Origin of the sequence: Candidatus Manganitrophus morganii (genome assembly GCA_021651055.1) — a bacterium.
GTDB lineage: Bacteria > Nitrospirota > Nitrospiria > SBBL01 > Manganitrophaceae > Manganitrophus > Manganitrophus morganii.
Genome location: JAJHOH010000001.1, coordinates 1670059 through 1696884 on the forward strand (window position 1 = coordinate 1670059; position 26826 = coordinate 1696884).

Here is a 26826-nt window from a genome sequence, read left to right on the forward strand (position 1 = left end):
GGGGGTTCCCGCCGTCGCGGCGGACCGCTTCACGCCGTTTAAAAACCATCTTCGGTATCTCCGTATCAATTCTCCCTTTCATTCCGTCCTATAATTACCGGACCAAAGAATCACTAATTGATCTTTACCTTGACAGGGTCATTAAAAATGATACCGTAGTTCTGCACACGCCGGACCTACCTTTACTGCCTGGTTTTCGTCTTTGTTTCAAATAATGCGGGCGTTCGAAGGCCTATTGGAAGAATGCCGATGCATCACCGCCAAGGAATATTCATCTCCTCTCGTTGAAGGACATGTAGATCCAAAATTAGATGGAAGCTCCCCGCAGCAAGCTGCGAGGACTGCGACGCGCGTACGCGTTCAAGAAGAATCTCTCCTCCAAACGGCATTGACCGGGATGATGGGATCACGGGATCCGATCTTCCGCTTAAGATTCACCTTTCTTATCCTAGGAGCGCCGGATGCCTCCGGAACGGGAACGTGTCGAGCGAGCGCTGCAAGCGGCGCTGACCTATGCCGACGGGATCATCGACACCATTCGCGAGCCGCTCCTGATCCTTGATGCGAAGATGCGGATCAAGCGGGCGAACCGCTCTTTCTACGAAACCTTCCGGGTCTCTCCGGACGAGACGGAACATCACTCTTTGTATGATCTCGGAAACGGCCAGTGGGACCTTCCGGCATTGCGCACCCAAATGGAGGAGGTTCTCCCGAGGAACAGCCAGTTCGAGAATTTCGAGGTTGAACACCACTTTCCGACGATCGGACGGAGGACCATGCTGCTGAATGCCCGGCAGGTCCGTACGGAGGACAACACCGCCGAAACCGGCACGATCCTCCTTGCCATCGAGGATGCCACCGAGCGGAAGCGGGCGGAAGAAGCGTTGCGCCAATCCGAGGAGAAATACCGAAACCTGTTCGAAACGATGGCGCAGGGGGTCGTTTATCATGACGCGGAAGGGAAAATCACATCGGCGAATCCGGCGGCGGAGCGGATCCTCGGCCTGACGTTGGATCAACTGCAAGGGAGAACATCGTTCGATCCCCGCTGGCGGACGATCCATGAAGACGGGTCGGACTTTCCGGGAGAGACCCACCCGGCGATGGCCGCGCTGAAAACCGGAAAGATGTTCAAAGAGGTGGTGATGGGGGTCCGGCATCCCGAAACGGAGAATTATCGTTGGATCAGCATCAATGCCGTTCCGCAATTCCAACCTGGAGAAAAGAAACCTTATCAAGTCTATGCGACCTTTGCGGATATCACCGAGCGCAAAGCGGCGGAGGAGGCGCTCCGGTCCCGCGCCCGCCGGGAGGCGGTCCTCGCGGAGCTGGGGCAGCGGGCGCTCTCGGGCATGGCGCTTCCCGCGTTGAGGAATGAGGCGGTGATCACGGTCGCGGAGACGCTGGGAGTGGAGTATTGCAAAGTGTTGGAGCCGCTCCCGGACGGGAGCGCGCTGCTGTTGGCGGCGGGGGTCGGTTGGAAAGAGGGGCTGGTCGGAGAGGCGACGGTCGGTATTCTGGAGAACTCACAGGCCGCCTACACCGTCGCCTGCAACGAACCGGTGGTGGTGGAAGATCTGGCGGCCGAGACCCGTTTTAGCGGGCCGGCGCTGCTGCGCGATCATGGCGTGGTCAGCGGGATGAGTGTTCTGATCCCGGGTCAAGATTTTCCGCACGGGGTTCTCGGGGCGCACACCCGGCGGCGGCGCGCCTTCAACAAAGAGGATGTCCACTTTCTTCAATCGATCGCCAACGTCCTCGCCATGGCGATCGACCGGAAAAAAGCGGAGGAGCGGATCGAGCACCAGGCCTACCACGATGCCCTCACCGGCCTTCCGAATCGGCTTCTGCTGGAAGATCGTCTCTCGGTCGCCGTGGCACAGGCCCATCGGAGCGGAGAGATTCTGGCCGTCCTTTTGATCGATCTGGACCGATTCAAAGTGATCAACGACACCCTGGGGCACCCTGCCGGGGACGAGTTGCTGCGGGGGGCGGCCGCCCGCTTCATCCGATCGGTCCGGGAGGGGGATACCATCGCCCGGATGGGCGGGGATGAATTCGCCGTTCTTCTTCCGAACTTAAACAACGATGAGATCGCCCTTCAGATCGCCGATCGGATCGCCTCTTCCCTTCGAGAACCGTTTCATTTGGAGGGGCGCGACCTTTATGTCACCGCCAGCATCGGGGCTGCCGTTTATCCTCATGCCGGGGTCGACGGACGAACCCTTTTACAGCATGCCGACATCGCCCTCTATCGCGCGAAAGAGCAGGGGAGAAACACATTGCGCTATTTCTCGCCGGCGATGAACTCCCGCGCGTTCGAGCGCCTTTCCATGGAGAGCAGCCTCCGGGAGGCGCTGAAGCGGGAGGAGTTTCTCCTCTACTTCCAACCTCAGGTCGATCTGAACGGCGGGGAGATCATCGGGTTCGAAGCCTTGATCCGATGGCAGCGGCCGGAGATCGGGATGATTTCTCCGGCGGAGTTTATCCCGTTGGCGGAAGAGACCGGGCTGATCCTACCGATCGGGGAGTGGGTGCTGCGGAGCGCGTGCGCCCAGAATGTCGCCTGGCAGCGGGCCGGCTTCCCGCCGACGCGGATCGCGGTCAACCTCTCCGTCCGTCAATTTCACCGGGAAAACCTCGTCGACACGGTCACCCGCGCGTTACAGGAGAGCGGCCTGGCGCCGCAATATTTGGAGTTGGAAATTACCGAGAGCGTCCTGATGGGGAAGGAGATGAGCATCCTTCTGATGCTTCGCAAGCTGACCGACATGGGCATTCAGCTTTCGATCGACGATTTCGGTACCGGCTACTCTTCGCTTGCCTACCTGAGGCGATTCCCGATCGTCAAGCTGAAGGTCGATCAGATTTTTGTCCGGAATCTCACGACCGATCCAAACGACGCCGTGATTACAAGAACCGTGGTCGGCATGGCCCACTCGCTTCGGCTGAAGGCGCTGGCGGAGGGGGTCGAGACCGAGGCGCAGCTTGCCTACCTTCGTTCGATCGGCTGTGATCAGATGCAGGGCTATCTCTTCAGCCGTCCCCTCCCCGTCGAAGAGGCGACCCGGCTGCTGGTTCAGAAGAAGCGGCTTTAATTTTTATCGCAGAACCTGCTCGGCGCGGACCGCATTGTTTAACTTTCGGCCCTGCTCGAAGTCGGAGAGATTGCCGAGGGTCGTCTCGGCAATCCGCGCCATCGCTTCTTGGGTGAAGAAGCCTTGGTGGCCGGTAATCAGGACGTTCGGAAAGGTGAGCAGCCGCGCGAAAACGTCGTCTTGAATCACGCGGCCCGACAAATCTTCGAAGAAGAGATCGGCCTCCTCTTCGTAAACATCGAGGCCGAGGGCGCCGATCTTTCCCGATTTCAAGGCGGCAATGACCGCCTGCGTGTCGATCAGCGCCCCCCGTCCCGTATTGATCAGCATCACGCCATTCTGCATCTGCTTCAACGCGTTGTCGTCGATCAGATGATGGGTCTCCGGGGTCAGCGGACAGTGCAGGGTGATGATGCGGGAGGCCGCATAAAGATCGGAAAGCGCGGTGTACTCGACCCCCAGTTCCTTGCACGCCTCATTCGGAAAGGGATCGTGCGCGAGCAGACGGCATCCGAAACCGTTCATGATCCGCGCCATCACGGTTCCGATTTTTCCGGTGCCGATGATCCCCGCCGTCCGGCCGTTCAGGTCGAAGCCGAGCAATCCCTCCAGAGCAAAGTTCCCTTCCCGGACCCGGGCGTAGGCGCGGTGAATCTTCCGATTCAAGGAAAGGATCAATGCCGCCGTATGTTCGGCCACCGCATAAGGAGAATAGGCCGGCACCCGAACGACGGTCAGTCCCAGGTCTCGCGCGGCGATCAGATCGACATGGTTGAATCCGGCGGAGCGCAATGCGACCAGACGGGTCCCCTGTTGAGCCAGCCTCTCCAGGACCGGCCGGTCGAGCCGGTCGTTGACGAAGGGACAGACCGCCGGAAAGCCGGCCGCCAGCATGACCGTCTTCAAATCCAAATGAGGCTCGAAGAAAGCCAGATCATGACGGCTGGCCTCGTTCGCCGCCTGAAAGAAGCTCTGATCGTACGGTTTGGTGCTGAAGAGCGCGGCCCGCATCCGAATCCCCGTTTTATTTCTCTCGTTTTTCTTTAATCGGATCGACATCAAAGAGCTTGATCCCGCTCTGCTCGGTCGTTTGGTAGCGGTCGATCTCCTCCAGCTTTCGGATAATCCGGACCACCTCCCCCGTTCCGTCGATGATCGCTTGCGCCCACTTCACCTTCGGGTCGGAAAGCTCCATCCGCTTGACCATCAGCTCCGCGTAACTTCTGATCGGCGTGATGGCATTGAGGATATTGTGGGCATAGGTCATTGAAAGGGCCCGGATCGACTCCAGCCGCTCTTTTTCGATCGTGGCGGCCCGGGCCTTCTCCAACGCCGCCTCCATCTCCTTTCGCGGCGTCATGTCTTTTCCTGTCGAGACGTAGTGGGTGATCTCTCCCTTTCGATTTTTAATCGGCGTGATCGTCTTCTCCTCGTGGTAGAGAGCCCCGTCTTTCTTCTTGTTGACCAGCTCGCCCCGGAAGACCTCGCCCCGAAGAATCGTCTCCCACAGCCGGTTGTAGAACTCCGGCCCATGTTTCCCCGATTTGACGATCCGGGGGGTTTTTCCGACCGCTTCTTCTCGGGTATAGCCGGTCTTCCACTCGAAGGCGGGGTTGACATACTCGATCACCCCGTCCCGGTCGGTGATGACGACGACGTCATCGGTCTGCTCGATGACGCTCGACAGCTTCCGGCGCTCCCGCTCCGCCGCCCGGCGCCGGCTGATGTCGCGGGTGATGCTGGAGGCGCCGACGATTTTCCCTTCGGCGTCCCGAATCGGGGAGGTCGTGACGGAGACGTCGATCCGCGTGCCGTCTTTTTTCATTCGAACCGTTTCATACGGATCGATCCGCTCCCCCCGGCCGATCCGCTCCAGGATCTCATCGACCCGGTCGGGATGATCGGGCGGGACAAGAATGGAGACGGAGGCCTCGAGAATTTCATCGGCGGAGTAGCCGTAAATCTGCGCCGCGCCGGGATTCCAGGTGACGACGGTGCCGTCGAGGTTCATTCCGATGATGGCGTCATTGGAAGACTCGACGATCGACGCCAGCCGCTGATGCGCCTCCTCCGCCCGCTTTTGATCGGAAATATCTTCATGCGCGACGACAACGCGGACCGAGCCCTCCTCTTCCCCCTCGAAGCGGGTGACCCGGACGATGAACCAGCGCTGCGCGGTGGGACTGTGGCAGGGATACTCCAGGGTAAACTCGTCTTGCTCTTTCGAAATCACCTGTTTGATGCCGGCGGCCAACGCGCGCGCCGCTTCCGCCCCTTCTCCGACCGCCGTTTCGCAGAGACGGAGATAGTTCCACCCCACCCCCTCGGCCGCCATCATCAGATAATTCGCCGTCGCGAATCGACGCCACGGCGCATTCACCGCAATCATCCCCCCCTGTTCATCCAGAATGGCGATATGGGCCGACAAGGCATCAAAAGCCGATTGGAAAAGCCGCTGGGACTCCCGCAACGTCAGCTCCAGACGGCCTTCCAGATTTTTAATCTCCGTGAGGAGTCTCGTCTTCTCTTTGCTTTCCATCGCGAATCTCTCCTCTTTGATCGATTCACCCCATGTTATCACCCTCTTGAGGTCCGCACAAGAACCTGATCGATCCTGCATGCGGTTGAGTCGGTCGCCAAAAAGCACAGGAATCAATCGATCCGTGCTCTTTTCCGAAAGGAGGGCGCTGAAGGGAGGTCTCTTTACCGCACAATCAGGGAATTCCTGAAAAGAAAACGAGAGGAAAAATTCAGTCAATTATTTTATTTTATTATTTTATGGATAAACAACAGAGGAGAATGAAAGCGAAGCCGCCGGGACAACCGGCGGCTTCGTCCGGGGATCTTCAACATCGGACCCGGCCACAGATCGGATCCATCGACAAGGGAACTACGCCGCCGCCGCATCGTGCGGGCGGATGCCGGTTTCGATGAGGGTCTTCATTCGGGCCAGATCGGCATCCATTTCACTCTTCGGATCGGCGCCGAACAGCGAGGCGACGACATGGCCGATGGCGCCGGCCGGGGGATTATACGACATTCGAATCTCGACCCGGGTGGTCCCGTCGGGGTTTGGATCAAACCGGACGATCCCGGCATGCTCCACCGTCGCGCCGGGAACGGTCTTCCAAGCGATGGTTTTGTTGGGAATCCGTTCGGTAATCTCCGCGTCCCACTCTACCGGAACCCCCGCCGGACCGGACACCACCCAGTGGGACTGGTTCTCTCCCTTGAGTTGGACCTCACGGACGTTCGACATGAATTTGGGGAAGTTTTGGAAATGACTCCAGAACTCAAAAACCTTTTCGACGGGGACCGCGATATGGATCGTTTTCTGGACATCGACCGCGCGATGCTCCGCGCCGACGCCGACAATCCGCTTCATTGGCATATTCGTGACGCTTCGCGCAAGGGCCCCCAAGCCGATCGTGCCGACGATCGTCCTAAAAAATCCATCCCGCCTCCAACCATAGAGGGTCAGCAGGGTTCCTGTAATGCCCATCAACGTCCTCGCCGTCGGCGACCAATGCTCCTGCATCAACTCGAACTGCGGCGGCTTACGCGGCGTCCCTCCCTGCAGGCTCGGGACATTGTCGGGGGTCTGGTGGACCTCCAATTGATTCTCCACTTCGTTGACCCCCCGGACAGAGGAGACCGCGGAGAGAACCTGATCAACCTCTTCGGCCAGGATCGGTCCGCTGAGGGTCACTTTCCCGTCGTTGACCCGGACCTCGATCGCGCCCGGATGTGCGCTGACCATCCCGAGCTTCGCCCGGACCCGCGCCTCGAGCAGCTCGTCACCCACCTCCTCGCCCGCCTCCTCCACCCGCGACCGAAGCTCCGAGACCGTTCCGATCAGCCGGTGCTGGACATCCCGGGCCGTCGTTTCAACGGCCTCTCCCGTTTTGTTCAACGCTCTCACCGCTTTATCGCGGATCATGGCGCGGCGCCGGTTCCCCATCTCGGGATCATACAAATAAGCCAACGCGGCACCCAGACCGACGCCGCCGATCATCGATAATCCTTTGTTCATTTTTCCACCTCCTTAAATCACAACCGCTTCAGTAAAGAACGCTTCTTCGACTCAGAAACCGTGTCGGTTCTCTTGAAATAGGAATTTAGCGCTGTTTTCCGGAAATGACGTACGACTTTCTATGCCGCCTTGGTCTGCCCGGCGGCGTCCAGATGTCGAACAAACCAATCCGATGCCATCCGCGCCACCTGCTCCAACGCGCCGGGCTCCTCGAAAAGGTGTGTCGCGCCGGGAATTATTTTCAACTCCGCAGGGGCCCGCATCCGCGCCATCGCCCCTTCGTTGAGCTCGATCACCTGACGATCTTCTCCCCCCACGATCAGCAAGGTCGGCGCCCGGACCTCCGAAAGCGCCGGCCCGGCGAGGTCGGGACGCCCGCCGCGGGAGACGATCGCGCCGACCCGGTCGGGCCGTCGGGCGGCGGCGATCAACGCCGCCGCGGCCCCGGTGCTGGAGCCGAAATAGCCGACCCGAAACAAACCGGTCTCGGGCTGTCGGGCGACCCAATCGGTCGCCTCGACGAGCCGCTCCGCAAGGAGGCCGATGTTGAATCGTAACGCCGCCGTCACCCGATCGATCGACTCCTCCTTGGCGGTGAGCAGGTCGAGCAAGAAGGTCGCGAGACCCGCGCGATGGAGCACGTCGGCGACGAACCGGTTTCGGGGGCTGAAGCGGCTGCTGCCGCTTCCGTGCGCGAAGAGAACAATCCCCCGCGCCCCCGCCGGGATTCGGAGATCTCCCTGAAGCCGGATGCGTCCGGCAGTGACGGTCACGGAACGGGGGTCATCCGGATTCGGCCCTCCGGCCGGCGAATTCGATCCCGTCGCCGGCGCCTCTCTTCCCTCCACTTCCGCCGTCTCCTCCCGCCCCCGCTCCAACCATTCCAAGACTTCTTCATCCGAAGTCTGCTCGAAGTTCTGGTACCAGAGGCCGACGGCGCCGAAAGAAGGGGGGGCTTCGAGGCAGATGAGCGCGTCGACTTCCTCCGAGAGCGACCGGGCGGTATCGGATGCACAGACCGGGACGGCAAAGATGATTCGCCGCGGGTCCTCCTTCCGGATCGCCCCGATCGCCGCCTTTGCCGTCACCCCGGTCGCCAGGCCGTCATCCACCAGAATGACGGTCCGCCCCCGGAGCGCGGGCGGGGGACGGTCTCCTCGAAAGCGGCGCAGACGGCGCGCCAACTCCCGCTCCTCTTCGGCGGCGATCGCTTCGATCTCCGCCTCACGAATGCCGAGCATGTCGATCGCCTCTTCGTTGAGAACCCGCACCCCGCCCGGCGCAATCGCGCCGATCCCCAGCTCCGGCTGGCCGGGCGCGCCGAGCTTGCGCGCGATCATGACGTCGAGCGGGGCATTCAGGGCGCGCGCCACTTCGTATCCGACAGGAACCCCTCCCCGCGGAAGCGCCAGAACAATCGGATTTTCATTTCGGAATTCTTGAAGAGACTCGGCCAGTCGGCGGCCGGCGGCCGCTCTGTCTTTGAACACCATTCTCCACCCTTACTTCTCTAAGGCGTCGCGGCACAGCCGCGCCTGCGCAACGGTCAGGCCCCCTTTCCTACCCAGGATAGGACTTTATCTTCGCGCAGATCAATCCTCCAAAATGTTTAGACCGGGTAACCTAAAAGGACTACGATCTCTTCAACCGAGAGAAAAACCGATGTTTTATCTCGTCTTCCGTATGTAGCGTATTGCGATACGCCCCTACCCTTCACGTAATGCCTTATGTTACAATAGTGTGTTTTATTTCCGAGGAGCAAAATGCCGCAGAAAATCCTAGTGGTGGATGATGAAGCCGATTTGAGCAAACTGGTGGCGCATCATCTGCAGAAAGAAGGATTCGAGCCGCTGTGTGTCGCGAACGGCGCCGAGGCGCTGAAGATCATCGCCAAACAGCCGGTGGCGCTGGTGATCCTCGATGTGATGATGCCGGGAGAAGACGGCCTGCAAGTCTGCCGGAAGCTTCGCGCCAAGGAGGAGACCGCCTCGATTCCGATCCTCTTCCTCACCGCCAAAGATGAGGAGAGTGACAAGATCGTGGGGCTGGAGCTCGGAGCCGACGATTATGTCACCAAGCCCTTTTCCCCCAAAGAGCTGATGGCGCGGGTGAAAGCGCTGCTCCGGAGAACCGAGCGCAAGGAGAGCGCCTCAAGCTACGCGTATCGGGAGCTGGTATTGGATGTCACCCGCCATGAGGTGAGGCTCTCGGAAAAGAAGATTCCCCTTACGGCGAAGGAATTCTCCCTCCTCGAGCATCTTCTCAAGAGCAGAGGGATCGTCCTCACGCGCGATCATCTGCTCAACACCGTCTGGGGGTATGACTATTTCGGGACCACCCGCACGGTCGATGTGCACATCCGCAGGCTGCGGGAGAAGATCCCGCTGCTCGAAGAGGCCATTGAGACCGTCCCCTCTCTAGGGTATAAACTCACCGATGAAGAATAACACACCCATCCAGAAAGATTCCCGAGCACTCCGATTCGGCATTATCTCGCGCCCGCTCCCGATTCAATGGAAGTGGATCGCGGCCATTCTCTTTCCCACCATTCTTGTCCTCCTTCTCATCGGCGGCCTGATTTTCAAAACGGCTCAAATACGGCACTTTCTCTTCATCGCCTTCGGGATTGCGCTCTTCGGGACGGTCTTCCTGAGCTATCTTCTCTCAAAGCGCCTCGTGGTTCCACTTTTACAAATGACCGAAGCCGCCCAGAAGATCGCCCGCGGGAATTTTCGCCATCGCGTTCGGATCCGATCGGGCGACGAAATGGAAGCGCTCGCCGACGCGCTGAACCGGATGGCGGAGGACCTCCAAAGGCAAATTCAAGATCTCTCCGATGACCGCGCCAAAACCCTGGCCATCCTCTCCGGCATGGCGGAGGGGGTTCTCGTTTTGGACGATAAAGGAAGGATCGTGCTGACCAACACCTCCTTCGAGAGAATGTTCGGTCTCTCAGGCGATCCGTGGATCGGCCGGTATCACTATGAACGCCTGCGCCATCATCCCCTCAACGCTCTCATCAAGGAAGTCATCCAGACCGGCAAACCCCTCTCGCAGGAAGTCCGGCTCGAAACGGCTCACCGGCCCCATCTACAGGTTCAAGCCTCCGTGACGGAGCAGACGCCCCGGTCGGTCGTTCTCGTCTTTCACGATATCACCGAGATCAAGCACCTGGAGCGGATGCGGAAGGATTTCGTCGCCAACGTCTCGCACGAGCTGCGCACCCCGCTGGCGGCGATCAAAGGCTATCTGGAAACCCTGGCCGACGGCGGGTTGGAAAATCGGGAGGAAGCGAGGGAATTCCTCGCCATCCTCCAGAAGAATACCGACCGGATGGCCAATATCGTCCGCGATCTGCTCCAGCTCTCCCGGATCGAATCGGGACTCGATCCGATCCGGCCGGCCCGGATCGATCTTCGCGAGGCGGTCGATAAAAATCTTTTGCTGCTCAAGCCGCTTGCGGAGAAGAAAGGGCAGACGCTCGCCGTCTCTATCGAACCGGGGCTCTCGCTTTCGGCCGATCCCGAAAAATTAAACCAGGTCTTCATCAACCTGTTGGACAATGCGATCAAATATACGCCGGAGAAGGGGACGATTGCCGTGACCGCTTCCGGGACCGGCGAGGGGGTCGCGATTGAGATCCGGGACAGCGGGATCGGCATCCCGCGGGAAGATCTCGGCCGGATCTTCGAGCGCTTCTATCGGGTCGATCGAACCCGCTCGCGGGAGCTCGGCGGGACCGGTCTGGGATTGTCGATCGTGAAACATATCATAGAAGCCCACGGCGGGAAAATCACGGTCGAAAGTGAAGTCGGAAAGGGGTCGCGGTTCATCTTGTTCCTCCCAAACCAGACCCCGGCCGGCGCGATCGGGGCCGGTCTCTAACGGCCTCGACGATTGTCATTTCCGGGCGGCTGTGGTATATAAGCCCTGTCAGCCTTCTTGAGAGCAAACATGCGCCGCCAAGGAAAACATCTCATTCTTTTAACAACCCTCCTCCTGATCATCTTCTCGATCGGGACGGTCTACGATCCTTGCGCTGAAGAGTGGCGGCTGGAAAGCGTCTCGCATTCCGACCCCCTCTCCCTCTCGGGAGATTCTGCGGCATCCCGTTCCTCCGATGTGGAGACGGCCGACTGCCACTGTCTTTGTCACTTTTCCTTCCAGCCGGAAAATGACGCCGGCGTGGGAGGCGCTCCGCTCCACCAGCCTTTTGTTTCCACGCCGACGGAATTCCTCAAAACACCGCCGATCGACGGCATCCTCCGCCCTCCCATCTCCCTTCTTTAGAATCCATTCGGATAGAATAATCGCTTTTTTTCATTTTTTTACCCTATAAGGGCATATTGCAATACGCCCCTATAAACGCCCCGATGCGTGGCAATGCAACGACATTTCTTTGCGATGCTCCTGCGCCGGGCCGACTATTTGCGGAGAAATTTCATGAACCGAAAGACGGCCCTCTTTTGGGGGATGCTGGTGTTCGGACTGGTCGGGTGCGCCGCTTCCCGTCCGGATCGGACCTTTCCGGCGCCTCGTCCCCTTGGAAGCGACCTTCCCACATTCAGCGCCCACACCGAGTCGACGACGGGACCGGAACCATCGGCCATTGAGGATGAGGAACCGGCCGATACGTTGACCCTGCGGCAGGCCCTCGCGCTGGCCCTGATGAAAAATCCGGAGCTGTCGGCCTTCTCCTCGGAGATCCGCGCGCGGGAGGCGGCCGCCCTTCAGGCGGGGCGGCTCCCCAATCCACATCTCGGGGCCGATATGGAAGACATCGGCGTTGGAACCGAAACAACCCTCCGACTCAGCCAGCTGATTGAAACGGGTGGAAAACGCGCTGCAAGAATCGAGGTGGCCTCCCTGAATCGCGACCTGGCGGGGTGGGATTATGAAACCAAACGGATCGATGTTTTGACGCGGGTGTCCCAGACCTTTATCGAAGTGTTGAGCGCCCAGCAAAACATCACCCTCGCCGAAGAGCGCGGGCGCCTTGCGGAAGAGGTAGCGCGGGTGGTTTCGGAAAAGGTGCGCGCGGGGAAGGTCTCCCCGATTGAAGAGACCCGGGCGAATGTCGGGCTTTCTTCCGCCAAAATCGAGCTGGAGCGGGCCGGACGAAGTCTGGATCTCTCACGTAAGCGCCTGGCCGCCGCCTGGGGAAGCACGATCCCTCGATTTGAAAAGGTGGCGGGGAACCTCGGTTCTCTCCCTGCGATTCCTCCGGTGGAGCAACTGACTCAACGCCTCTCCCAAAACCCGGACCTCGCCCGTTGGGCGACGGAAATTTCTCAGCGTCGGGCGGTCATCGATCTGGAAAGGTCCCGAACGCTTCCGGACATGACCCTCAGCGGCGGCGTTCGGCGATTCGACGAAATAGAGGAGACCGCGTTTGTCGTCGGTGTAACGATCCCGCTGCCGATCTTCGATCGAAATCAAGGCGCCATTCAGGAAGCGCAACATCGACTGCAGCGGGCGAAGCAGGAGCGCCGGGCCGCCGAAGTCCGTGTCGCCACCGCATTGAGCGAAGCCTACGGGGCCCTCTCTCGTGCGCACAGCGAGGCGCAGGCCCTTCGGGATCATCTGCTTCCCGGCGCAGAGAGCGCCTTCGAGGCGGTGAACGAAGGATATCGGCTCGGCAAGTTCGGCCTGCTGGATGTGCTCGATGCGCAGCGGACCTTCTTCAGCGCCCGCGCGCAACATCTGCGCGCGCTGGCCGACTATCACCAGGCTGCGGCCGAAGTCGAACGGTTGATCGGGGAGCCGCTGGATAGCGTCGAAAACAGACCCCTTCAAAAAGAGACCGGTCAAAACAACGGAGTCATCAAATGAAAGTGAAAAACATCATCGCCGTCGGCATCATTCTCCTGGTGGGAATCGTCCTGGGGTTGACGATCGTGCGAACGGAGAAAAAGTCACAGGGGAGCGAATCCCATGAAGAGGAAAAGGGGGATCCCGATGAGGGGATGAAAGGGCCTCACGGAGGGAGGCTTTTGTTGGACGGCGATTTTCAGATCGAGCTGACCCTCTATGAGCGCGGTGTGCCGCCGCAATTTCGGGCCTATGCCTATGAAAAGGGAAAGCAGATCGATCCGAGCGAAGTCCATCTGACGGCGGCGCTGCACCGGCTCGGGGGACGGGTGGAGGAGATCGGCTTCCAAAAGGAGGGGAACTTCCTTCGCGGCGATAAAACCATCGAAGAGCCGCACTCGTTCGATGTAAAGGTCGCCGCGGAGTACCACGGCCGGACCCATCGCTGGGAATATTCCCAGGTCGAAGGGCGGGTGGAGATGGCCCCGGAGACCGCGAAGGCCGCCGGAATCGAAATCGGGACCGCCGGCCCGGTCCGGATGAAGACGATTCTCGAACTTCCCGGTGAGATCGGGCTCAACCAAAACAAGGTGGCTCATGTTGTTCCACGGCTCTCCGGGGTTGTCACGGAGGTCCGTAAAAACCTGGGAGAGAACGTCAAGAAGGGGGAGGTCATCGCAACACTCGACAGCCGGGAATTGGCGGAGGCAAAAACGGAGTATATCGAATCGGTGCACCGCTTGGAATTTGCGCAGGCCGCTTTTGTGCGGGAGGAAAGTCTCTGGAAAAAGAAAATCTCGCCCGAACAGGATTATCTCGCCAGCCGTCACGCCCTGGAAGAGGCCGAAATCGCCAGGCAATCCTCGGAGCAGAAACTGTTGGCCTTGGGACTTTCGCATGCGGACCTCACGTCATTGGCGATTGAGCCGGAAGGAGCGGTGGTGGAGCGGGAGGTCCGGGCCCCCTTCGTTTCGAAAGCGCTGACACGCTATGAAGTCAAATCGCCGCTCGACGGGATGATCATCGAAAAACGAATTTCAACCGGTGAGGCCGTGAAAGGGGATGCCGAACTCTTCGTCATCGCCGATCTCTCGATCGTTTGGGGAGAGATGACGATCTATCCGAAGGATCTGCGCGCCGTCCGGGTAGGCCAAAAGGTGACGGTGCGATCAAAAGAAATAGGACTGGCGGCGGATGGAAAAATTTCATTTCTTGGCCCCCTGGTCGGAGAAGAGACCCGAACGGCGAAGGCCCATGTCGATATCCCGAATCCGAACGGACTCTGGCGGCCCGGACTTTTCGTGATGGTCGAGCTGGTTCAAGAAGAGGCGCCTGTTCCGGTTGCGGTCTCATCCGAGGCAATCCAGACCTTTCGGGACGGGAACGTTGTCTTCATACAGTATGGCGATCAGTTCGAAGCGCGGCCTCTGGAACTGGGGCGAAGCGACGGGAATTGGGTGGAAGTGATCTCGGGCCTCTCTCCGGGGGAGAAATATGCCGCGAAGAACAGCTTTGTCCTGAAGGCCGAGCTCGGTAAGACGGGGGCGTCCCACGATCATTAAGGAGATGGAACATGCTTGAAGGAATCTTAAAATTTTCCATCCGCCGGCGGTGGGCCGTTCTGACAGCCACCCTGGCCGTCGCCGCCCTCGGCGTCTATCATTATCAGCAGCTCCCGATCGACGCCGTCCCCGACATCACCAACGTCCAGGTTCAGATCAACACCGAGGCCCCCGGCTTCTCCCCGCTGGAAGCCGAGCAGCGGATCACCTTCCCGGTCGAAACGGTCATGGCGGGGCTCCCCCATCTGAAAGAGACCCGCTCCCTCTCCCGATATGGACTCTCCCAGGTGACCGTTATTTTCGAAGACGGCACCGACATCTATTTCGCCCGGCAACTGGTGAACGAGCGGATTCAGGAAGCGAAGGGAAAGTTGCCTCCGGGAATCGAACCGGCGATGGGGCCGATCGCCACCGGCCTCGGCGAGATTTACATGTGGACCGTCGAAGCGGAGGAAGGGGCAAAAAAACCCGACGGCGGCGCCTATACGCCGACCGACTTGAGAACGATCCAGGACTGGGTCGTCAAACCGCAGCTCCGGAACGTGAAGGGGGTGACCGAGGTCAACACCATCGGCGGCTATGAGAAGCAGTTTCATGTCACCCCCCATCCGGAAAAACTGATCGCCTACGGACTCACCTTCCAGGACATTCTGGAGGCGCTCGCCCGGAACAACAACAATATCGGCGCAGGCTATATCGAGCACCGGGGAGAGCAATACCTGATTCGGGCCCCCGGGCAGGTGGCCGACCCGGAAGAGATCGGGCAGATCGCGGTGGGAAATCATCACGGCGTTTCGGTTTACATCAAAGATGTGGCGGAAGTTCTCCTGGGGAAAGAGCTGCGGACCGGCGCGGCCACGGAAAACGGCAATGAAGTTGTTCTCGGCACCGTCTTCATGTTGATGGGAGAGAACAGCCGCGTGGTTTCCCGAAAAGTCGCCGATCAACTGGTCGAGATCAACCGGACCCTTCCGGAGGGGGTCGTCGCGAAGACAGTTTATGATCGAACCACGCTCGTCGATGCAACGATTGAAACGGTTCAGAAGAACCTGATGGAAGGGGCCCTTCTGGTCATTGCGACCCTCTTTCTTTTTCTCGGAAACATCAAAGCCGCCCTGATTACCGCGCTGGTCATTCCCCTGTCGATGCTCTTCACCATCACCGGGATGGTTCAAAACAAAGTCAGCGCAAACTTGATGAGCCTCGGCGCGCTCGATTTCGGGCTGATCGTCGACGGCGCCGTGATCATCGTCGAGAACTGCATCCGCAGACTGGCTGAAGAACAACATCGCGCAGGAAGGCTTCTCACCCGCGCCGAACGCTTCGAAACGGTTTTCGACGCCTCGAAAGAGGTCCGGCGGGCGACGATGTTCGGGGAGCTGATCATCATGATCGTCTACCTCCCGATCCTGACACTGAGCGGTGTCGAAGGAAAGATGTTCATCCCGATGGCGTTCACCGTCATCGCCGCGCTGCTCGGCGCAATGATCCTCTCTGTGACGTTTGTTCCCGCGGCGGTGGCGCTCCTTCTTTCCGGACCGATCTCCGAGAAAGAGATTTTTCTCGTCCGATGGGCCAAGAAAATGTATATCCCCTTGCTGAATCACGCCCTCGCGAACAGGGTTCCGGTGGTCGTCGCGGCCACGGTTCTCGTGATCTTGAGCGGGCTGCTCGTCACCCGGATGGGAAGCGAGTTCATTCCAAGCCTCGACGAGGGGGACATCGCCATGCACGCCCTTCGTATTCCGGGGACCAGCCTCACCCAGGCGATTGAAATGCAGCACCTGCTGGAAAACAGGATCAAAGCATTTCCGGAGGTGGAGACGGTCTTTGCCAAGCTTGGAACGGCGGAGATCGCCACCGACCCGATGCCCCCCAGCGTCGCCGACAATTTCGTGATGCTCAAGCCGAGATCGGAGTGGCCCGACCCCAAGCGCCCCAAAGCCGACTTGGTTCATGCGATTGAAGCAGCGGTCCGGAAAATTCCCGGAAACAACTATGAGTTTACCCAGCCGATCCAGATGCGCTTCAACGAGCTGATCGCCGGGGTGAGAAGCGACGTGGCGGTCAAGGTCTTCGGCGACGACATGGACGTTCTCTTTGAGACCGGCGAAAAAATCTCGGAGGTGATGGAGAAGATTCCCGGCGCGTCGGATGTGAAAGTGGAGCAGGTGACCGGCCTTCCGGTGCTGACGATTCAAATCAACCGGAAAGAGATCGCGCGATACGGCCTCAACGTCTCCGATGTTCAGGAAGCGATCGAAATCGCCGTCGGGGGAAAAAGCGCGGGCCAGATTTTTGAGGGGGATCGGCGGTTCGAATTAATTGTGCGCCTCCCCGAGGAGATTCGAGGCAACCTTCAAGCGATCAAGCGCATCCCGATTCCCCTTCCCCCGGCTGAACCAAACACCCGGGCCGTTCGGGCCGAGTCGCGGACCCATTTTCTCCCCCTTGCCGCCGTCGCCGAATTCAACATCGCCCCCGGACCCAATCAGATCAGCCGGGAGAACGGCAAGCGGCGGGTCGTTGTGACGGCGAATGTCCGGGGCCGGGATATCGGATCGTTTGTAGAAGAGGCGGAGCGGACCCTCAAAGAGCGGGTCAAGATTCCGGCGGGTTACTGGACCACTTGGGGCGGACAATTCGAGCAGATGATCTCCGCCGCCAACCGGCTGAAGAGGGTCGTTCCAGTCGCGCTCCTTCTGGTTTTTCTCCTTCTGCTCGTCACCTTCGGAAATCTGAAAGACTCCCTCCTGGTCTTCACCGGCGTCCCGCTGGCTCTGACCGGCGGAATCGGGGCCCTCTGGTTAAGAGGGATCCCGCTGTCGATCTCGGCGGGGGTCGGATTTATCGCCCTTTCCGGCGTCGCGGTTCTCAATGGGCTGGTGATGATTACGTTCATCAATAAGCTCCGCTCCGAGGGGGAAGCGTTAGATGAAGCGATCTTTCACGGCGCGATCACACGGCTCCGGCCGGTCTTGATGACCGCTCTGGTCGCGTCGTTGGGATTCGTTCCGATGGCGCTGGCGATCGGACGGGGGGCGGAGGTCCAACGTCCGCTGGCAACCGTTGTCATCGGGGGAATTCTCTCCTCCACCGCGCTGACGCTGCTGGTCCTTCCGGTGCTTTATCGGATCTTTCATGCAAAGGAAACGGCGGAAGAGGCCGCAGATAAAACGAAGGGGACTGGCGGGACCGAAGTGCCCGAGCGGGTGTAATGTGCTTCGGTTTGGATGAGATCAACCCAAACATGGTATCATTAGGTCGATATTGAGAAAACCGAGACGATCCGATGTTTGATGAATCCAAAAATCCGCCGCCGCGCAATCGGCTTGACCGGTTCATCCGGCATTTTCGATATCCGGCCTATTTCATTGCGCTGATGACCCTCTATACAATCGCTTCGACCGCCATCGGCCTGGCGCTCGCCCCTTCCCTCTGGTTTCTGAGCCGCTGGATTCCCTGGACCGCTTCTTTCCCCGGTTGGCTCCGCTGGCCGCTCCTCGGCACCGGCTTGGGGCTCTCCTTCTTTCTCTCCGGCTTCACCCTTCTGATCGTGATTCCGATTTACCGGTTGCTGCCGACCCGGATCAAGCCCTTCAAGGGGACCTACTTCACCCTGGCGGCCCTTCCCTGGTTTCTTCACAACGGCCTCTTCTACCTTGTTCGATATACCTTTCTCCAATACGTGACCCTCACCCCGCCCGGCCTCTGGTTTCTGAAAGCGATGGGGATGAAGATCGGCGAGCGGGCCTTTATCAATACCTATCTGATCTCCGATCCCTGCATGCTCACCATCGGGGACGACGTCGTTTTGGGGGGAAGCGTTCGAATTTTCGCCCACTACGGCGGCGGGGGAAAACTCGTGATTGCACCAACCTTCATCGGCAACAAAGCGACCATCGGCTTGAACGCAACGGTCATGGGAGATGTGCAGGTTGGCGTCGGCGCGACGATCCTGGCCCACTCGGTCCTCCTCCCCGGCTCCCGTGTCGGCGAGGGAGAAACCTGGGGAGGCGTCCCGGCCCGGCGGATCTCCAGGGAAGAGATGGACCGAATCAAGCAGGAGATCCAGGGAATTCCGGCAGACGACGTCACCCCCAAATCTCAGAGCGTTCGTTAGTTTAGAAACCCTCCCTTATCCCCCTCCTCGGTTTCGGCTCTCACCCGGAGAACTTCTCTCCATCCGCCGGTCATTGACTCGAAACCCAAAAGCGGTATCTCCCTAGAACAAAATCGTTAACAGAATTTTTACATCACTTTTATTTCCCCGCAACACCGTTCTGTTTCAATTAATCGGGTAGACTAAAACAGTTGATCTTTATAGTTGATGAGGAGAAAAGAGCATGACCAACCGATTTCAGCCGTCCGATCTCTGCGGAATCGTTCTTGCCGCCGGCGAGGGAAAACGCCTTCAGCCGCTGGTCCGCCGATGGCGGGGAGATGACCTCCCCAAACAGTATGTTCAATTTACGGAGAGCCGCTCCCTGTTGCAGCAAACGATCGACCGCGCCCGGCGGCTGATCCCTTCCGACCGTCTTTTTACCATTGTGGACCGGAAGCACTTGGGGTACGCCGAAGTCTGGCGCCAGATCGAAAACCGCCCCCGTGGAACCGTCATCCTCCAACCCGAAAACAAAGAGACCGGACCGGGGGTTCTCTTGCCGCTGATGCGGGTCTATAAATACCACCCGAATTCCACCGTCGTCATCTTTCCATCGGACCACTTTATCCGCCAGGAGAATCTCTTCATCGATCATGTCGACCTGGCCTGCCGTCTCGTCGCGGAAGACCCCTCTCGCCTGATCCTGCTCGGAATGCAGCCGACCGGCCCCGACCCCGAATATGGTTACATCTTGCCGGGAGGGGAGATCGGCCATCTGAGCCCGTCGGGGGTGCTGGAGGCGATTCGTTTTATCGAAAAACCGGAGGCGCGGGCCGCATCGGAACTGGTTCGGCGGGGCGGACTTTGGAACACCATGGTCATGGTGGTCAAGACGAAACGGCTTTTGGAGTTGGCGAGAGCGGTTGCCCCCGAGCTTCTCGGTTCTTTCGATACGCTTTTAGACGCCATCGGGACACCCGAAGAGGTAGAAGCCGCCCAAGCGATTTATCAAAATATTCCATCCATAAATTTTTCGAAGGACCTTCTGGAGCGGTTTCCGCTCCAGAACCCCGCCTCCCTCGCCGTCCTCCCGGTTCGGGGGGTCTACTGGAGCGATTGGGGATCGGTCCACCGGGTGGTGAGCGATCTTCGAAAAATGGGCCAGATCAGCCCGCTGCTGTCGATGGAAGCGGACGAATCATTGCTGGTCGGTCAGAGTCGGTAATCTCCCGGGACGATCAAAGCCGGTTGGGTCAAACCTCCCGATGCAATCTCCATTTGACGAATCGGGCAGGTTGCAAGTACAATCGAACCGGGAGGTTTTGTTCTCGGCATGATAGATCTGCTCAACGCGGTCATTCTCGGCATCGTGGAGGGGGTGACCGAATTTCTACCGGTCTCTTCGACCGGTCATCTGATCATCGCCGGACACCTCCTCGGCTTCGTGGGAGACAAAGCCTCGACATTTGAAGTCTTCATCCAACTCGGCGCGATCCTCGCCGTCGTCGTCCTCTACAAAGAACGCTTCTTCCACCTCTTCGATTTCTCCCGGACCCGCGGCTTCGCCGGATTCAACGGGATGCTCCTTCTGGGGCTGACGACCGTTCCGGCGTTGATCTTCGGCTTCCTCGCCCATGGCTTTATCAAAGAACATCTCTTCAACACCACCACGGTGGCGATCGGGCTGGGAATCGGCGGCGTTGCGATTCTCCTCGCGGAGCGCTTTCTCCCGAAGGCGGATAAACACGGCCTCGATTCTCTTCGGCCCAAAGACGCGCTGCTGATCGGCCTCTTCCAGTGCCTCGCCCTCTGGCCCGGCGTCTCCCGCGCCGGCGCGACGATCCTGGGAGGAATGATCATCGGGACCGAACGAAAAGCGGCGGCCGAATATTCCTTCCTCGCCGCCGTCCCGGTGATGTTCGCCGCCACCGGCTACGACCTTCTCAAAAGCCGCTCCTTCCTTGAGGCCGCCGATATTCCCTTTTTTGCCCTGGGTTTCGTCGTCTCCTTCATCGCCGCTTGGCTCTCCGTAAAAACCTTTATTCAGCTCCTCTCCCGTTACACCCTGAGCCCCTTCGGGTGGTATCGCATTGGGGCGGCGATTTTGTTATTGCTGATTTTGGGGTGAAGACCGGAAAAGAGGTCAGATTCCTTCCCCTTGATAGACCGTCCAATGCCTCGGCTTGATGAAGACCACCTCACCCGACTTTAAGCCCAGCTCCCGATAGCGCTCTTTACTCAGTTCCGCCTCGATCATCTGGCCGGTATCCTGTCGTTTTAATTGTAGACGGACCACCGGACCGACCGACTGAATATGTTCGATCTTCGCCGCGATGGCCGGCTGGCCGTTTTTGTGCCGCTCGATCTCGATGTCATGCGGGCGGACATAAGCGACCGCCGGGGTCTCTTGGGCCGCATGCTCCGGGGCGTCGATCTCCAGCGGACCGATCTTCACCCGTCCCTCCCCCACGCGGCTATGAAAAAGATTCACGTTGCCGAGAAAGTTGTAGACGAAGGGGTTCGCCGGATGATCGTAGACCTCCTCCGGGGTCCCCACCTGCTCGATCCGTCCCTCGTTCATCACGACGATCCGGTCGGCCACTTCCAGGGCTTCCTCCTGATCGTGGGTCACAAAAACACTGGTGATATGCAATTCATCGTGCAGCCGCCGCAGCCAGAGACGGAGCTCCTGCCGGATCTTGGCGTCGAGCGCGCCGAACGGCTCATCGAGGAGGAGCATCTTCGGCTCGACCGCCAGCGCGCGGGCGAGCGCGACCCGCTGCCGCTGTCCTCCGGAGAGCTGAGAAGGATAGTTCGATTCCATCCGATCGAGCTGGACCAGCTGCAACAAGGAATGAACCTTCGCGCGGATCTCTTCGTTCGAAGGCCGATTATTGCGGGGGCGGACCCGCAAGCCGAAGGCGACATTCTCGAAAACGGTCATGTGTTTGAAAAGCGCATAATGCTGGAAGACAAAACCGACATGACGGTCCCGGACATTTCGGTCGGTGGCATTCTCTCCGTAAAAAAGGATCTCCCCTTTGTCGGGACGCTCCAATCCCGCCATGATCCGCAACAGCGTCGTCTTGCCGGAGCCGGAAGGGCCGAGAAGGGCGACCAGCTCTCCGGTGTTGATCGTCAGATCGATCTCCTTCAACGCCGTGAAATCACCGAACTGTTTCGTCACGCGACGAATTTCGATGCTCATGAATCCGACTCCTTATTCCGCCCGGCGATCATCGGGCCCCGGCGGAGGGTTGATGAGATTTCCATTCCACAAATCGCTTCGCCGCCAGCGTCACCAGCGCCAAAAGGGCGAGGAGGGAGGCGACCGCAAAGGCCGCGACGAAGTTGTACTCGTTATAGAGGATCTCCACATGCAGCGGCATGGTGTTGGTCAGCCCACGGATATGCCCGGAGACGACCGAAACCGCCCCGAACTCCCCCATCGCCCGGGCGTTGCAAAGGATCACGCCGTAGAGCAATCCCCACTTGATATTCGGAACCGTGATCCGGAAGAAGGTCTGCCAGCCGCTCGCCCCCAGAACAATCGCCGCCTCTTCCTCTTCGGTCCCCTGCGCCTGCATCAGCGGGATCAGCTCGCGGGCGACGAAGGGGAAGGTGACGAAGACCGTCGCCAGAACGATCCCCGGGACCGCGAAGATGATTTTGATCTCATGCTCCTGGAGCCACGGCCCGAGCCACCCCTGCATGCCGAAGAGAAGCACAAAGATCATCCCCGAGATCACCGGCGAGACGGCAAACGGAAGATCGATCAGGGTCGTCAGGACATTTTTCCCGACGAAATTGAACTTCGCGATGGTCCAGGCCGCCGCGATGCCGAAGACGAGATTCAGCGGAACGGCAATCGCCGCGGTGAGGAGGGTCAGCCGGATCGCCGCCCAGGCCTCCGGATCTTTGAACGATTCGAGATAGAGGCCGAAGCCTTTCTGAAGCGCCTCCGCAAAAATGACGACCAATGGAGTCAATAAAAAGAACGCAAGAAATAAAAGCGCCGTCCCGATCAGCAGCCAGCGGACCGCCCTCGGTTCCGTTCGCGCGCGATTCAGGGGAATGCTCTCTGCCGTCTTTAATCCGCTCGGTGCAAACATCGGAATCTCTCTCCGTTACAGCGCTGCGAGGCGCCGGCGGCTCCACCATTGCAAAAGATTAATCGCCAGCAGAAGGAGGAACGACACCGTCAGCATTACGACCGCCAACGCTGTCGCCCCGGCATAGTCGAACTGCTCCAGCTTCGTCATGATCAGCAACGGGGTGATCTCCGTCCGCATCGGCATGTTGCCGGAGATGAAGACGACCGAGCCATACTCCCCCAACGCCCGCGCGAACGCCATCGCAAAGCCGGTCAGGAGCGCCGGCATTAAGGTCGGGAAGATCACCCGCAGAAAAATTTGCAGCCGGTTCGCGCCCAACGTGGTCGCCGCTTCCTCGAACTCCGGATGAAAATCCTCCAGAACCGGCTGAACCGTTCGGACCACGAAGGGCAATCCGATGAAGGTGAGCGCCACGATGATTCCCAACGGCGCATACGCCACCTTGATCCCAAGCGGCTCAAGGTATTGTCCAATCCAACCCTTGCCGGAGTAGATGGTGGTCAGCGCAATCCCTCCCACCGCCGTCGGAAGGGCGAAGGGAAGATCGACCAGCCCGTCGACGATCCGCTTGCCCGGAAAGGAATACCGGACCAACACCCAGGCGACGAGCAGACCGAAGACCACATTGAGCAGCGCCGCAATCAGCGACGCCCCCAGGCTCAACCGGTAAGAGGCGAGCGCCCGCGGGGCGGTGATGATCTCCCAAAACGCGCTCCAGTCCAGCGTCGCCGTCTTGAGAAAAAGGGTAGACAGAGGGATCAGGACAATGAAGCCGAGGTAAAAGAGGGTGAATCCCAGCGCCAGACCAAAACCGGGAAGGATGCTTTTTTGTTTAAGAACCATGTGACTCCCTTACCTACCGGCCCGGCTGATAAATCTGATCGAACACGCCGCCATCCGCAAAGTGGGTCTTCTGCGCTTTCTGCCAGCCGCCGAAGAGTTCATCGATCGTGAACAACGCCACCTTCGGAAATTGCGCGGCATGTTTGGAAGCGACCGACTCCAGCCGGGGGCGGTAGTAATGTTTGGCGGCGATCTCCTGCCCCTCTTCCGAGTAGAGATGTTCGAGATAGGCCTGCGCCACCTCGCGGGTTTTGCGCCGATCGACCACTTTATCGATCACCGCCACCGGCGGCTCGGCCAGGATGCTGACCGACGGGATGACGATCTCAAACTTCCCCTTGCCCAATTCATTGATGGCAAGGAGCGCCTCATTTTCCCAAGCAAGGAGCACGTCACCGATTCCCCGCTCCACGAACGTGGTCGTCGCACCCCGCGCGCCTGAATCAAGCACCGGAACATTTTTATAGATTCGGGAGACGAGATCTTTGGCCTTTCCCTCATCGCCGCCGTTTTTCTTCAGCGCATATCCCCAGGCGGCCAGATAATTCCAACGCGCCCCGCCGGAGGTCTTCGGGTTGGGGGTGATGACGGCGACACCCGGCTTGGAAAGATCTTCCCAATCTTTAATTGACTTCGGATTTCCCTTCCGCACCAAAAAGACGATCGTCGAGGTGTAGGGGGCGCTGTTGTTCGGAAGACGCGATTGCCAGTTCTTCGGCAGAAGATTTCCTCTCTCCGCAATGGCATCGATATCATAGGCGAGCGCTAATGTGACGATATCCGCTTCGAGGCCGTCGATGACGGCGCGCGCCTGTTTCCCCGATCCGCCGTGGGATTGCTTGACGCTGACGTTCTGTCCGCTCTTCTCCTTCCATTTTTTCGCAAAAGCCGCATTGAAGTCTTGATAAAGCTCCCGCGTCGGATCATAGGAGGCATTGAGGAGGGTGAGATCCGCTCCATGGCTTTTCTGAGAAAAGCCAAATACGAAGAGGAGGAGGAAAAAGCGTACGATCCAGATTTTCTGAAACATGATTGGTCTCCTTGGATGCCACTGAGAAGGTCAGAATCCCCGAATATTCTATTTACCCTATCATGATAGTAGATTATGTATTTAAAAATTTTTTAAATGTGATAAAGGAGGGTGTCGCGACGGCGACTCGTCAGTCGTTCCGTATTTCTGAGAAGATCGGCCAAGGTCGTCCCATCTAGAATTTTGGCGGTCTGATCACGCACCTCTTTCATGACGACGCGAATCCCGCAGGTCATCTCGTCCGCACACTCTTCACATTTCTGATAGGCCGTTTGGCTGACGCAAGAGATGGGGGCGACCGGACCATCCAAGATACGGATAATTTCTCCCAGCGTGATCGTATCGGGCGGCTTGCCGAGGTAATAACCCCCTCCCTTTCCTTTCTTGCTCTGGAGAAGCCCCTTATTCTTGAGCGTCAGAAGAATGAGCTCTAGAAACTTCTTCGGGATGCTTTCCCGTTCCGCCAAGTCGGAAATAAGAAGGGGCCCCCGCCCGTACTCCGTGGACATCACGAGCAGCGCCTTCAGAGCATATTTTGTCTTTTTTGAAAGCATTTCTGATTACCCTATAAATCTTATAGAGTAATGATATTTCACTGTCAAGCATTTTTTGAACTTTGCTTTTCTTCGGTGTCTCGGGCGATCACCGCGCCGATCGTTTATTCAAATACCATTTTGATCTTGCAAAAACCGACCAAAATGTCTATCTTCTGCCTGCCACATCTTGCGCCGGCCATTCCGGCGCAACATCAAGTCAACAATCTCGTAACACTGTGTTTTCAAACGTACGATCCCGGTTACTTTACAGACGTGGGATCTTCTATTCATCCACATTCAACAGCGGCCAGAAAACATGCGAAAGGAGACAAAAACAGATGCGACGATTCATCGTAATTGGGTTCATCGCGTTCGGAATTCTGAGCGCATCGAACAACCTGCTTTTCGCGGAAGAGCCCAAAACACTTGAGGAACTCTTGATTGAAAAAGGAACGATTACAAAAGAGGAGGCCGCCTCCGTTCAGGAGACCAAACTTGCAAAGTGGGTTGATCGATTAAGCTTTGCAGGAGATCTTCGCCTCCGGCACGACTCAACCATTAGAGAAGCTCCCAACCGCGACCGGCATCGTCAACGACTTCGCCTGCGGCTGGGAAGTACGCTTAAGATCGATAATTTTCTCGTCGGCATCCAGCTCGCATCCGGAGACGGAAGTCAAACGTCAAACAATCAAAGCTTCGATAATCTCTTTAGCCAAAAGCCGATCTGGATCAGACAGGCTTATCTGCAATGGAAAGCAGCTCCGTGGTTGGCGCTGACCGGCGGAAAAATGCCGAACCCCTTTTTCCGGGTAACGGAACTGGTTTGGGACGATGACTTGGCCCCGGAAGGATTTGCCCAGAACGTCACCTTTCAGGTCACAGACATGATCGCTCTCTTCATTAACGCGGGGCAGTTGGTCCTCGATGAGGATGCGACCGACAATAACGACCAGTGGCTCTTCGCCGAGCAGGTGGGAACCCGGATCGGCCTTGGCAAAGACACCTCGGTGACTCTGGCCGGCGCATTTTACAATTTCAAAAATGCGACGGAGGGAAGCTTTGGGCAGGTGGTCGCTCCTCAAGACGGAAACACCCGGGTCCCCGTCGCCACCGGAACCCCGACCGCCCTGGTGAATAACTACCGGGTCCTCAATATTACAGCCGAGTTCGGCATCAAGGTGGCCGACCTTCCCCTGGTCCTCTATGGAGATTACATCAAAAACCTCGCTGATACGACCACCGATCAGGATACGGGTTATCAAGCCGGTCTCCAGATCGGCAAGGCCTCTAATCCTCGGACATGGGAAGTGGCTTACTTCTACAGGATCACCGAAACGGATGCCACTGTTGCCGATATCGCCGATTCGGACTTTGGCCCCAACGGCGGAACAAACCACAGAGGACATGTCATCTGGATCGGTTATAGCCCGACGAAGGCACTCCAGCTGAAAGCCAAATACGTGGTGACCGAGGTCGAGGACGAAACCCTCCCACCGGGAGAGGATGACACCAAACGGCTTTTCTTGGACGTGGTTGTGAAGTTCTAAGCAATTTCCAAAGAAACACAAAGAGCGCCCCCTCCGTTGTCGAGTTTGAGCAATGAGAGGGGGCGCTCGCGTCTTGCGGGAAGTTTGTAACAAAAATTTAACATCATATTAACACCGGCGAAACGTGACTCCTTCATTAATAGGTA

General features: G+C 58.6%; 20 protein-coding genes. 11 read left to right on the forward strand and 9 right to left on the reverse strand.

Features of this window, described 5'->3' with window-relative positions:
* Positions 1 to 461: 461 nt before the first annotated feature.
* Entirely contained in the window at positions 462 to 3098 is a 2637-nt protein-coding gene (locus MCM46_07460; protein MCG3111648.1) for an EAL domain-containing protein, read from the forward strand.
* A 3-nt stretch (positions 3099 to 3101) separates the two neighbouring features.
* On the opposite strand, the gene MCM46_07465 is transcribed toward MCM46_07460, so the two are convergent.
* From MCM46_07465 to MCM46_07480, 4 genes are all read right to left on the reverse strand, one after another.
* Entirely contained in the window at positions 3102 to 4109 is a 1008-nt protein-coding gene (locus tag MCM46_07465) for a 2-hydroxyacid dehydrogenase (protein MCG3111649.1), read from the reverse strand.
* A gap of 13 nt (positions 4110 to 4122) precedes the next feature.
* Positions 4123 to 5637, reverse strand: coding sequence for a PAS domain S-box protein (locus tag MCM46_07470; protein ID MCG3111650.1), 1515 nt, complete (start codon positions 5635 to 5637; stop codon positions 4123 to 4125).
* A gap of 351 nt (positions 5638 to 5988) precedes the next feature.
* Positions 5989 to 7131, reverse strand: a complete 1143-nt coding sequence (locus MCM46_07475) for an SRPBCC family protein (protein ID MCG3111651.1) — start codon at positions 7129 to 7131, stop codon at positions 5989 to 5991.
* Between the two features lie 119 nt (positions 7132 to 7250).
* Positions 7251 to 8624, reverse strand: coding sequence for a dienelactone hydrolase family protein (locus tag MCM46_07480; protein MCG3111652.1), 1374 nt, complete (start codon positions 8622 to 8624; stop codon positions 7251 to 7253).
* A 270-nt stretch (positions 8625 to 8894) separates the two neighbouring features.
* Between MCM46_07480 and MCM46_07485 the strand changes: the two genes are divergently transcribed.
* The 9 genes from MCM46_07485 (at position 8895) to MCM46_07525 (ending at position 20737) form a co-directional block, all read left to right on the forward strand.
* Entirely contained in the window at positions 8895 to 9578 is a 684-nt protein-coding gene (locus tag MCM46_07485; protein MCG3111653.1) for a response regulator transcription factor, read from the forward strand.
* Positions 9568 to 11016: a phosphate regulon sensor histidine kinase PhoR gene (gene phoR / locus MCM46_07490; protein ID MCG3111654.1), complete on the forward strand. Its 1449-nt coding sequence runs from the start codon at positions 9568 to 9570 to the stop codon at positions 11014 to 11016. Before MCM46_07485 ends, phoR begins: the two co-directional genes overlap by 11 nt.
* A gap of 69 nt (positions 11017 to 11085) precedes the next feature.
* Positions 11086 to 11421: a hypothetical protein gene (locus MCM46_07495; protein MCG3111655.1), complete on the forward strand. Its 336-nt coding sequence runs from the start codon at positions 11086 to 11088 to the stop codon at positions 11419 to 11421.
* Between the two features lie 153 nt (positions 11422 to 11574).
* Positions 11575 to 12963, forward strand: a complete 1389-nt coding sequence (locus MCM46_07500; GenBank protein ID MCG3111656.1) for a TolC family protein — start codon at positions 11575 to 11577, stop codon at positions 12961 to 12963.
* Positions 12960 to 14504 carry an efflux RND transporter periplasmic adaptor subunit gene (locus MCM46_07505; GenBank protein MCG3111657.1) on the forward strand — a complete coding sequence of 515 codons (1545 nt, stop codon included), beginning with the start codon at positions 12960 to 12962 and terminating at the stop codon, positions 14502 to 14504. The genes MCM46_07500 and MCM46_07505 overlap by 4 nt, the downstream gene beginning before the upstream one ends.
* 11 nt (positions 14505 to 14515) lie before the next feature.
* Complete coding sequence (locus MCM46_07510) at positions 14516 to 17722, forward strand: CusA/CzcA family heavy metal efflux RND transporter (protein MCG3111658.1); 3207 nt, start codon at positions 14516 to 14518, stop codon at positions 17720 to 17722.
* A gap of 74 nt (positions 17723 to 17796) precedes the next feature.
* Positions 17797 to 18627: a hypothetical protein gene (locus tag MCM46_07515; GenBank protein ID MCG3111659.1), complete on the forward strand. Its 831-nt coding sequence runs from the start codon at positions 17797 to 17799 to the stop codon at positions 18625 to 18627.
* 223 nt (positions 18628 to 18850) lie between these two features.
* The gene (locus MCM46_07520; GenBank protein ID MCG3111660.1) at positions 18851 to 19834 is read left to right on the forward strand and encodes a hypothetical protein; all 984 of its coding nucleotides are present in this window, start codon (positions 18851 to 18853) and stop codon (positions 19832 to 19834) included.
* 108 nt (positions 19835 to 19942) lie between these two features.
* A complete protein-coding gene (locus MCM46_07525) occupies positions 19943 to 20737 on the forward strand; it encodes an undecaprenyl-diphosphate phosphatase (GenBank protein MCG3111661.1) in 795 nt (264 codons plus the stop codon).
* Positions 20738 to 20752: 15 nt separating this feature from the next.
* Here the strand turns inward: MCM46_07525 and MCM46_07530 are convergent, their stop codons facing one another.
* The 5 genes from MCM46_07530 to MCM46_07550 form a co-directional block, all read right to left on the reverse strand.
* Positions 20753 to 21817 carry a sulfate/molybdate ABC transporter ATP-binding protein gene (locus tag MCM46_07530; GenBank protein ID MCG3111662.1) on the reverse strand — a complete coding sequence of 355 codons (1065 nt, stop codon included), beginning with the start codon at positions 21815 to 21817 and terminating at the stop codon, positions 20753 to 20755.
* A gap of 28 nt (positions 21818 to 21845) precedes the next feature.
* On the reverse strand, positions 21846 to 22721 hold the full coding sequence (cysW, locus tag MCM46_07535; GenBank protein MCG3111663.1) for a sulfate ABC transporter permease subunit CysW: 876 nt from the start codon (positions 22719 to 22721) through the stop codon (positions 21846 to 21848).
* A gap of 15 nt (positions 22722 to 22736) precedes the next feature.
* The gene (gene cysT, locus MCM46_07540; GenBank protein ID MCG3111664.1) at positions 22737 to 23567 is read right to left on the reverse strand and encodes a sulfate ABC transporter permease subunit CysT; all 831 of its coding nucleotides are present in this window, start codon (positions 23565 to 23567) and stop codon (positions 22737 to 22739) included.
* 13 nt (positions 23568 to 23580) lie between these two features.
* The gene (locus MCM46_07545) at positions 23581 to 24597 is read right to left on the reverse strand and encodes a sulfate ABC transporter substrate-binding protein (GenBank protein MCG3111665.1); all 1017 of its coding nucleotides are present in this window, start codon (positions 24595 to 24597) and stop codon (positions 23581 to 23583) included.
* A 92-nt stretch (positions 24598 to 24689) separates the two neighbouring features.
* Positions 24690 to 25151 carry an Rrf2 family transcriptional regulator gene (locus MCM46_07550; protein MCG3111666.1) on the reverse strand — a complete coding sequence of 154 codons (462 nt, stop codon included), beginning with the start codon at positions 25149 to 25151 and terminating at the stop codon, positions 24690 to 24692.
* 320 nt (positions 25152 to 25471) lie between these two features.
* Between MCM46_07550 and MCM46_07555 the strand changes: the two genes are divergently transcribed.
* On the forward strand, positions 25472 to 26680 hold the full coding sequence (locus tag MCM46_07555; protein ID MCG3111667.1) for a putative porin: 1209 nt from the start codon (positions 25472 to 25474) through the stop codon (positions 26678 to 26680).
* Positions 26681 to 26826 lie beyond the last annotated feature (146 nt).

Excerpts from the sequence above, each read along its gene's own strand:
- cysW (MCG3111663.1), bottom strand. The coding sequence starts at position 22,721 with ATGTTTGCACCGAGCGGATTAAAGACGGCAGAGAGCATTCCCCTGAAT.
- MCM46_07515 (MCG3111659.1), top strand. The coding sequence starts at position 17,797 with ATGTTTGATGAATCCAAAAATCCGCCGCCGCGCAATCGGCTTGACCGG.
- MCM46_07550 (MCG3111666.1), bottom strand. The coding sequence starts at position 25,151 with ATGCTTTCAAAAAAGACAAAATATGCTCTGAAGGCGCTGCTCGTGATG.
- MCM46_07525 (MCG3111661.1), top strand. The coding sequence starts at position 19,943 with ATGATAGATCTGCTCAACGCGGTCATTCTCGGCATCGTGGAGGGGGTG.
- MCM46_07545 (MCG3111665.1), bottom strand. The coding sequence starts at position 24,597 with ATGTTTCAGAAAATCTGGATCGTACGCTTTTTCCTCCTCCTCTTCGTA.
- MCM46_07460 (MCG3111648.1), top strand. The coding sequence starts at position 462 with ATGCCTCCGGAACGGGAACGTGTCGAGCGAGCGCTGCAAGCGGCGCTG.
- phoR (MCG3111654.1), top strand. The coding sequence starts at position 9,568 with ATGAAGAATAACACACCCATCCAGAAAGATTCCCGAGCACTCCGATTC.
- MCM46_07510 (MCG3111658.1), top strand. The coding sequence starts at position 14,516 with ATGCTTGAAGGAATCTTAAAATTTTCCATCCGCCGGCGGTGGGCCGTT.
- MCM46_07480 (MCG3111652.1), bottom strand. The coding sequence starts at position 8,624 with ATGGTGTTCAAAGACAGAGCGGCCGCCGGCCGCCGACTGGCCGAGTCT.
- MCM46_07485 (MCG3111653.1), top strand. The coding sequence starts at position 8,895 with ATGCCGCAGAAAATCCTAGTGGTGGATGATGAAGCCGATTTGAGCAAA.
- MCM46_07520 (MCG3111660.1), top strand. The coding sequence starts at position 18,851 with ATGACCAACCGATTTCAGCCGTCCGATCTCTGCGGAATCGTTCTTGCC.
- MCM46_07470 (MCG3111650.1), bottom strand. The coding sequence starts at position 5,637 with ATGGAAAGCAAAGAGAAGACGAGACTCCTCACGGAGATTAAAAATCTG.
- cysT (MCG3111664.1), bottom strand. The coding sequence starts at position 23,567 with ATGGTTCTTAAACAAAAAAGCATCCTTCCCGGTTTTGGTCTGGCGCTG.
- MCM46_07475 (MCG3111651.1), bottom strand. The coding sequence starts at position 7,131 with ATGAACAAAGGATTATCGATGATCGGCGGCGTCGGTCTGGGTGCCGCG.
- MCM46_07495 (MCG3111655.1), top strand. The coding sequence starts at position 11,086 with ATGCGCCGCCAAGGAAAACATCTCATTCTTTTAACAACCCTCCTCCTG.
- MCM46_07505 (MCG3111657.1), top strand. The coding sequence starts at position 12,960 with ATGAAAGTGAAAAACATCATCGCCGTCGGCATCATTCTCCTGGTGGGA.
- MCM46_07500 (MCG3111656.1), top strand. The coding sequence starts at position 11,575 with ATGAACCGAAAGACGGCCCTCTTTTGGGGGATGCTGGTGTTCGGACTG.
- MCM46_07555 (MCG3111667.1), top strand. The coding sequence starts at position 25,472 with ATGCGACGATTCATCGTAATTGGGTTCATCGCGTTCGGAATTCTGAGC.
- MCM46_07465 (MCG3111649.1), bottom strand. The coding sequence starts at position 4,109 with ATGCGGGCCGCGCTCTTCAGCACCAAACCGTACGATCAGAGCTTCTTT.
- MCM46_07530 (MCG3111662.1), bottom strand. The coding sequence starts at position 21,817 with ATGAGCATCGAAATTCGTCGCGTGACGAAACAGTTCGGTGATTTCACG.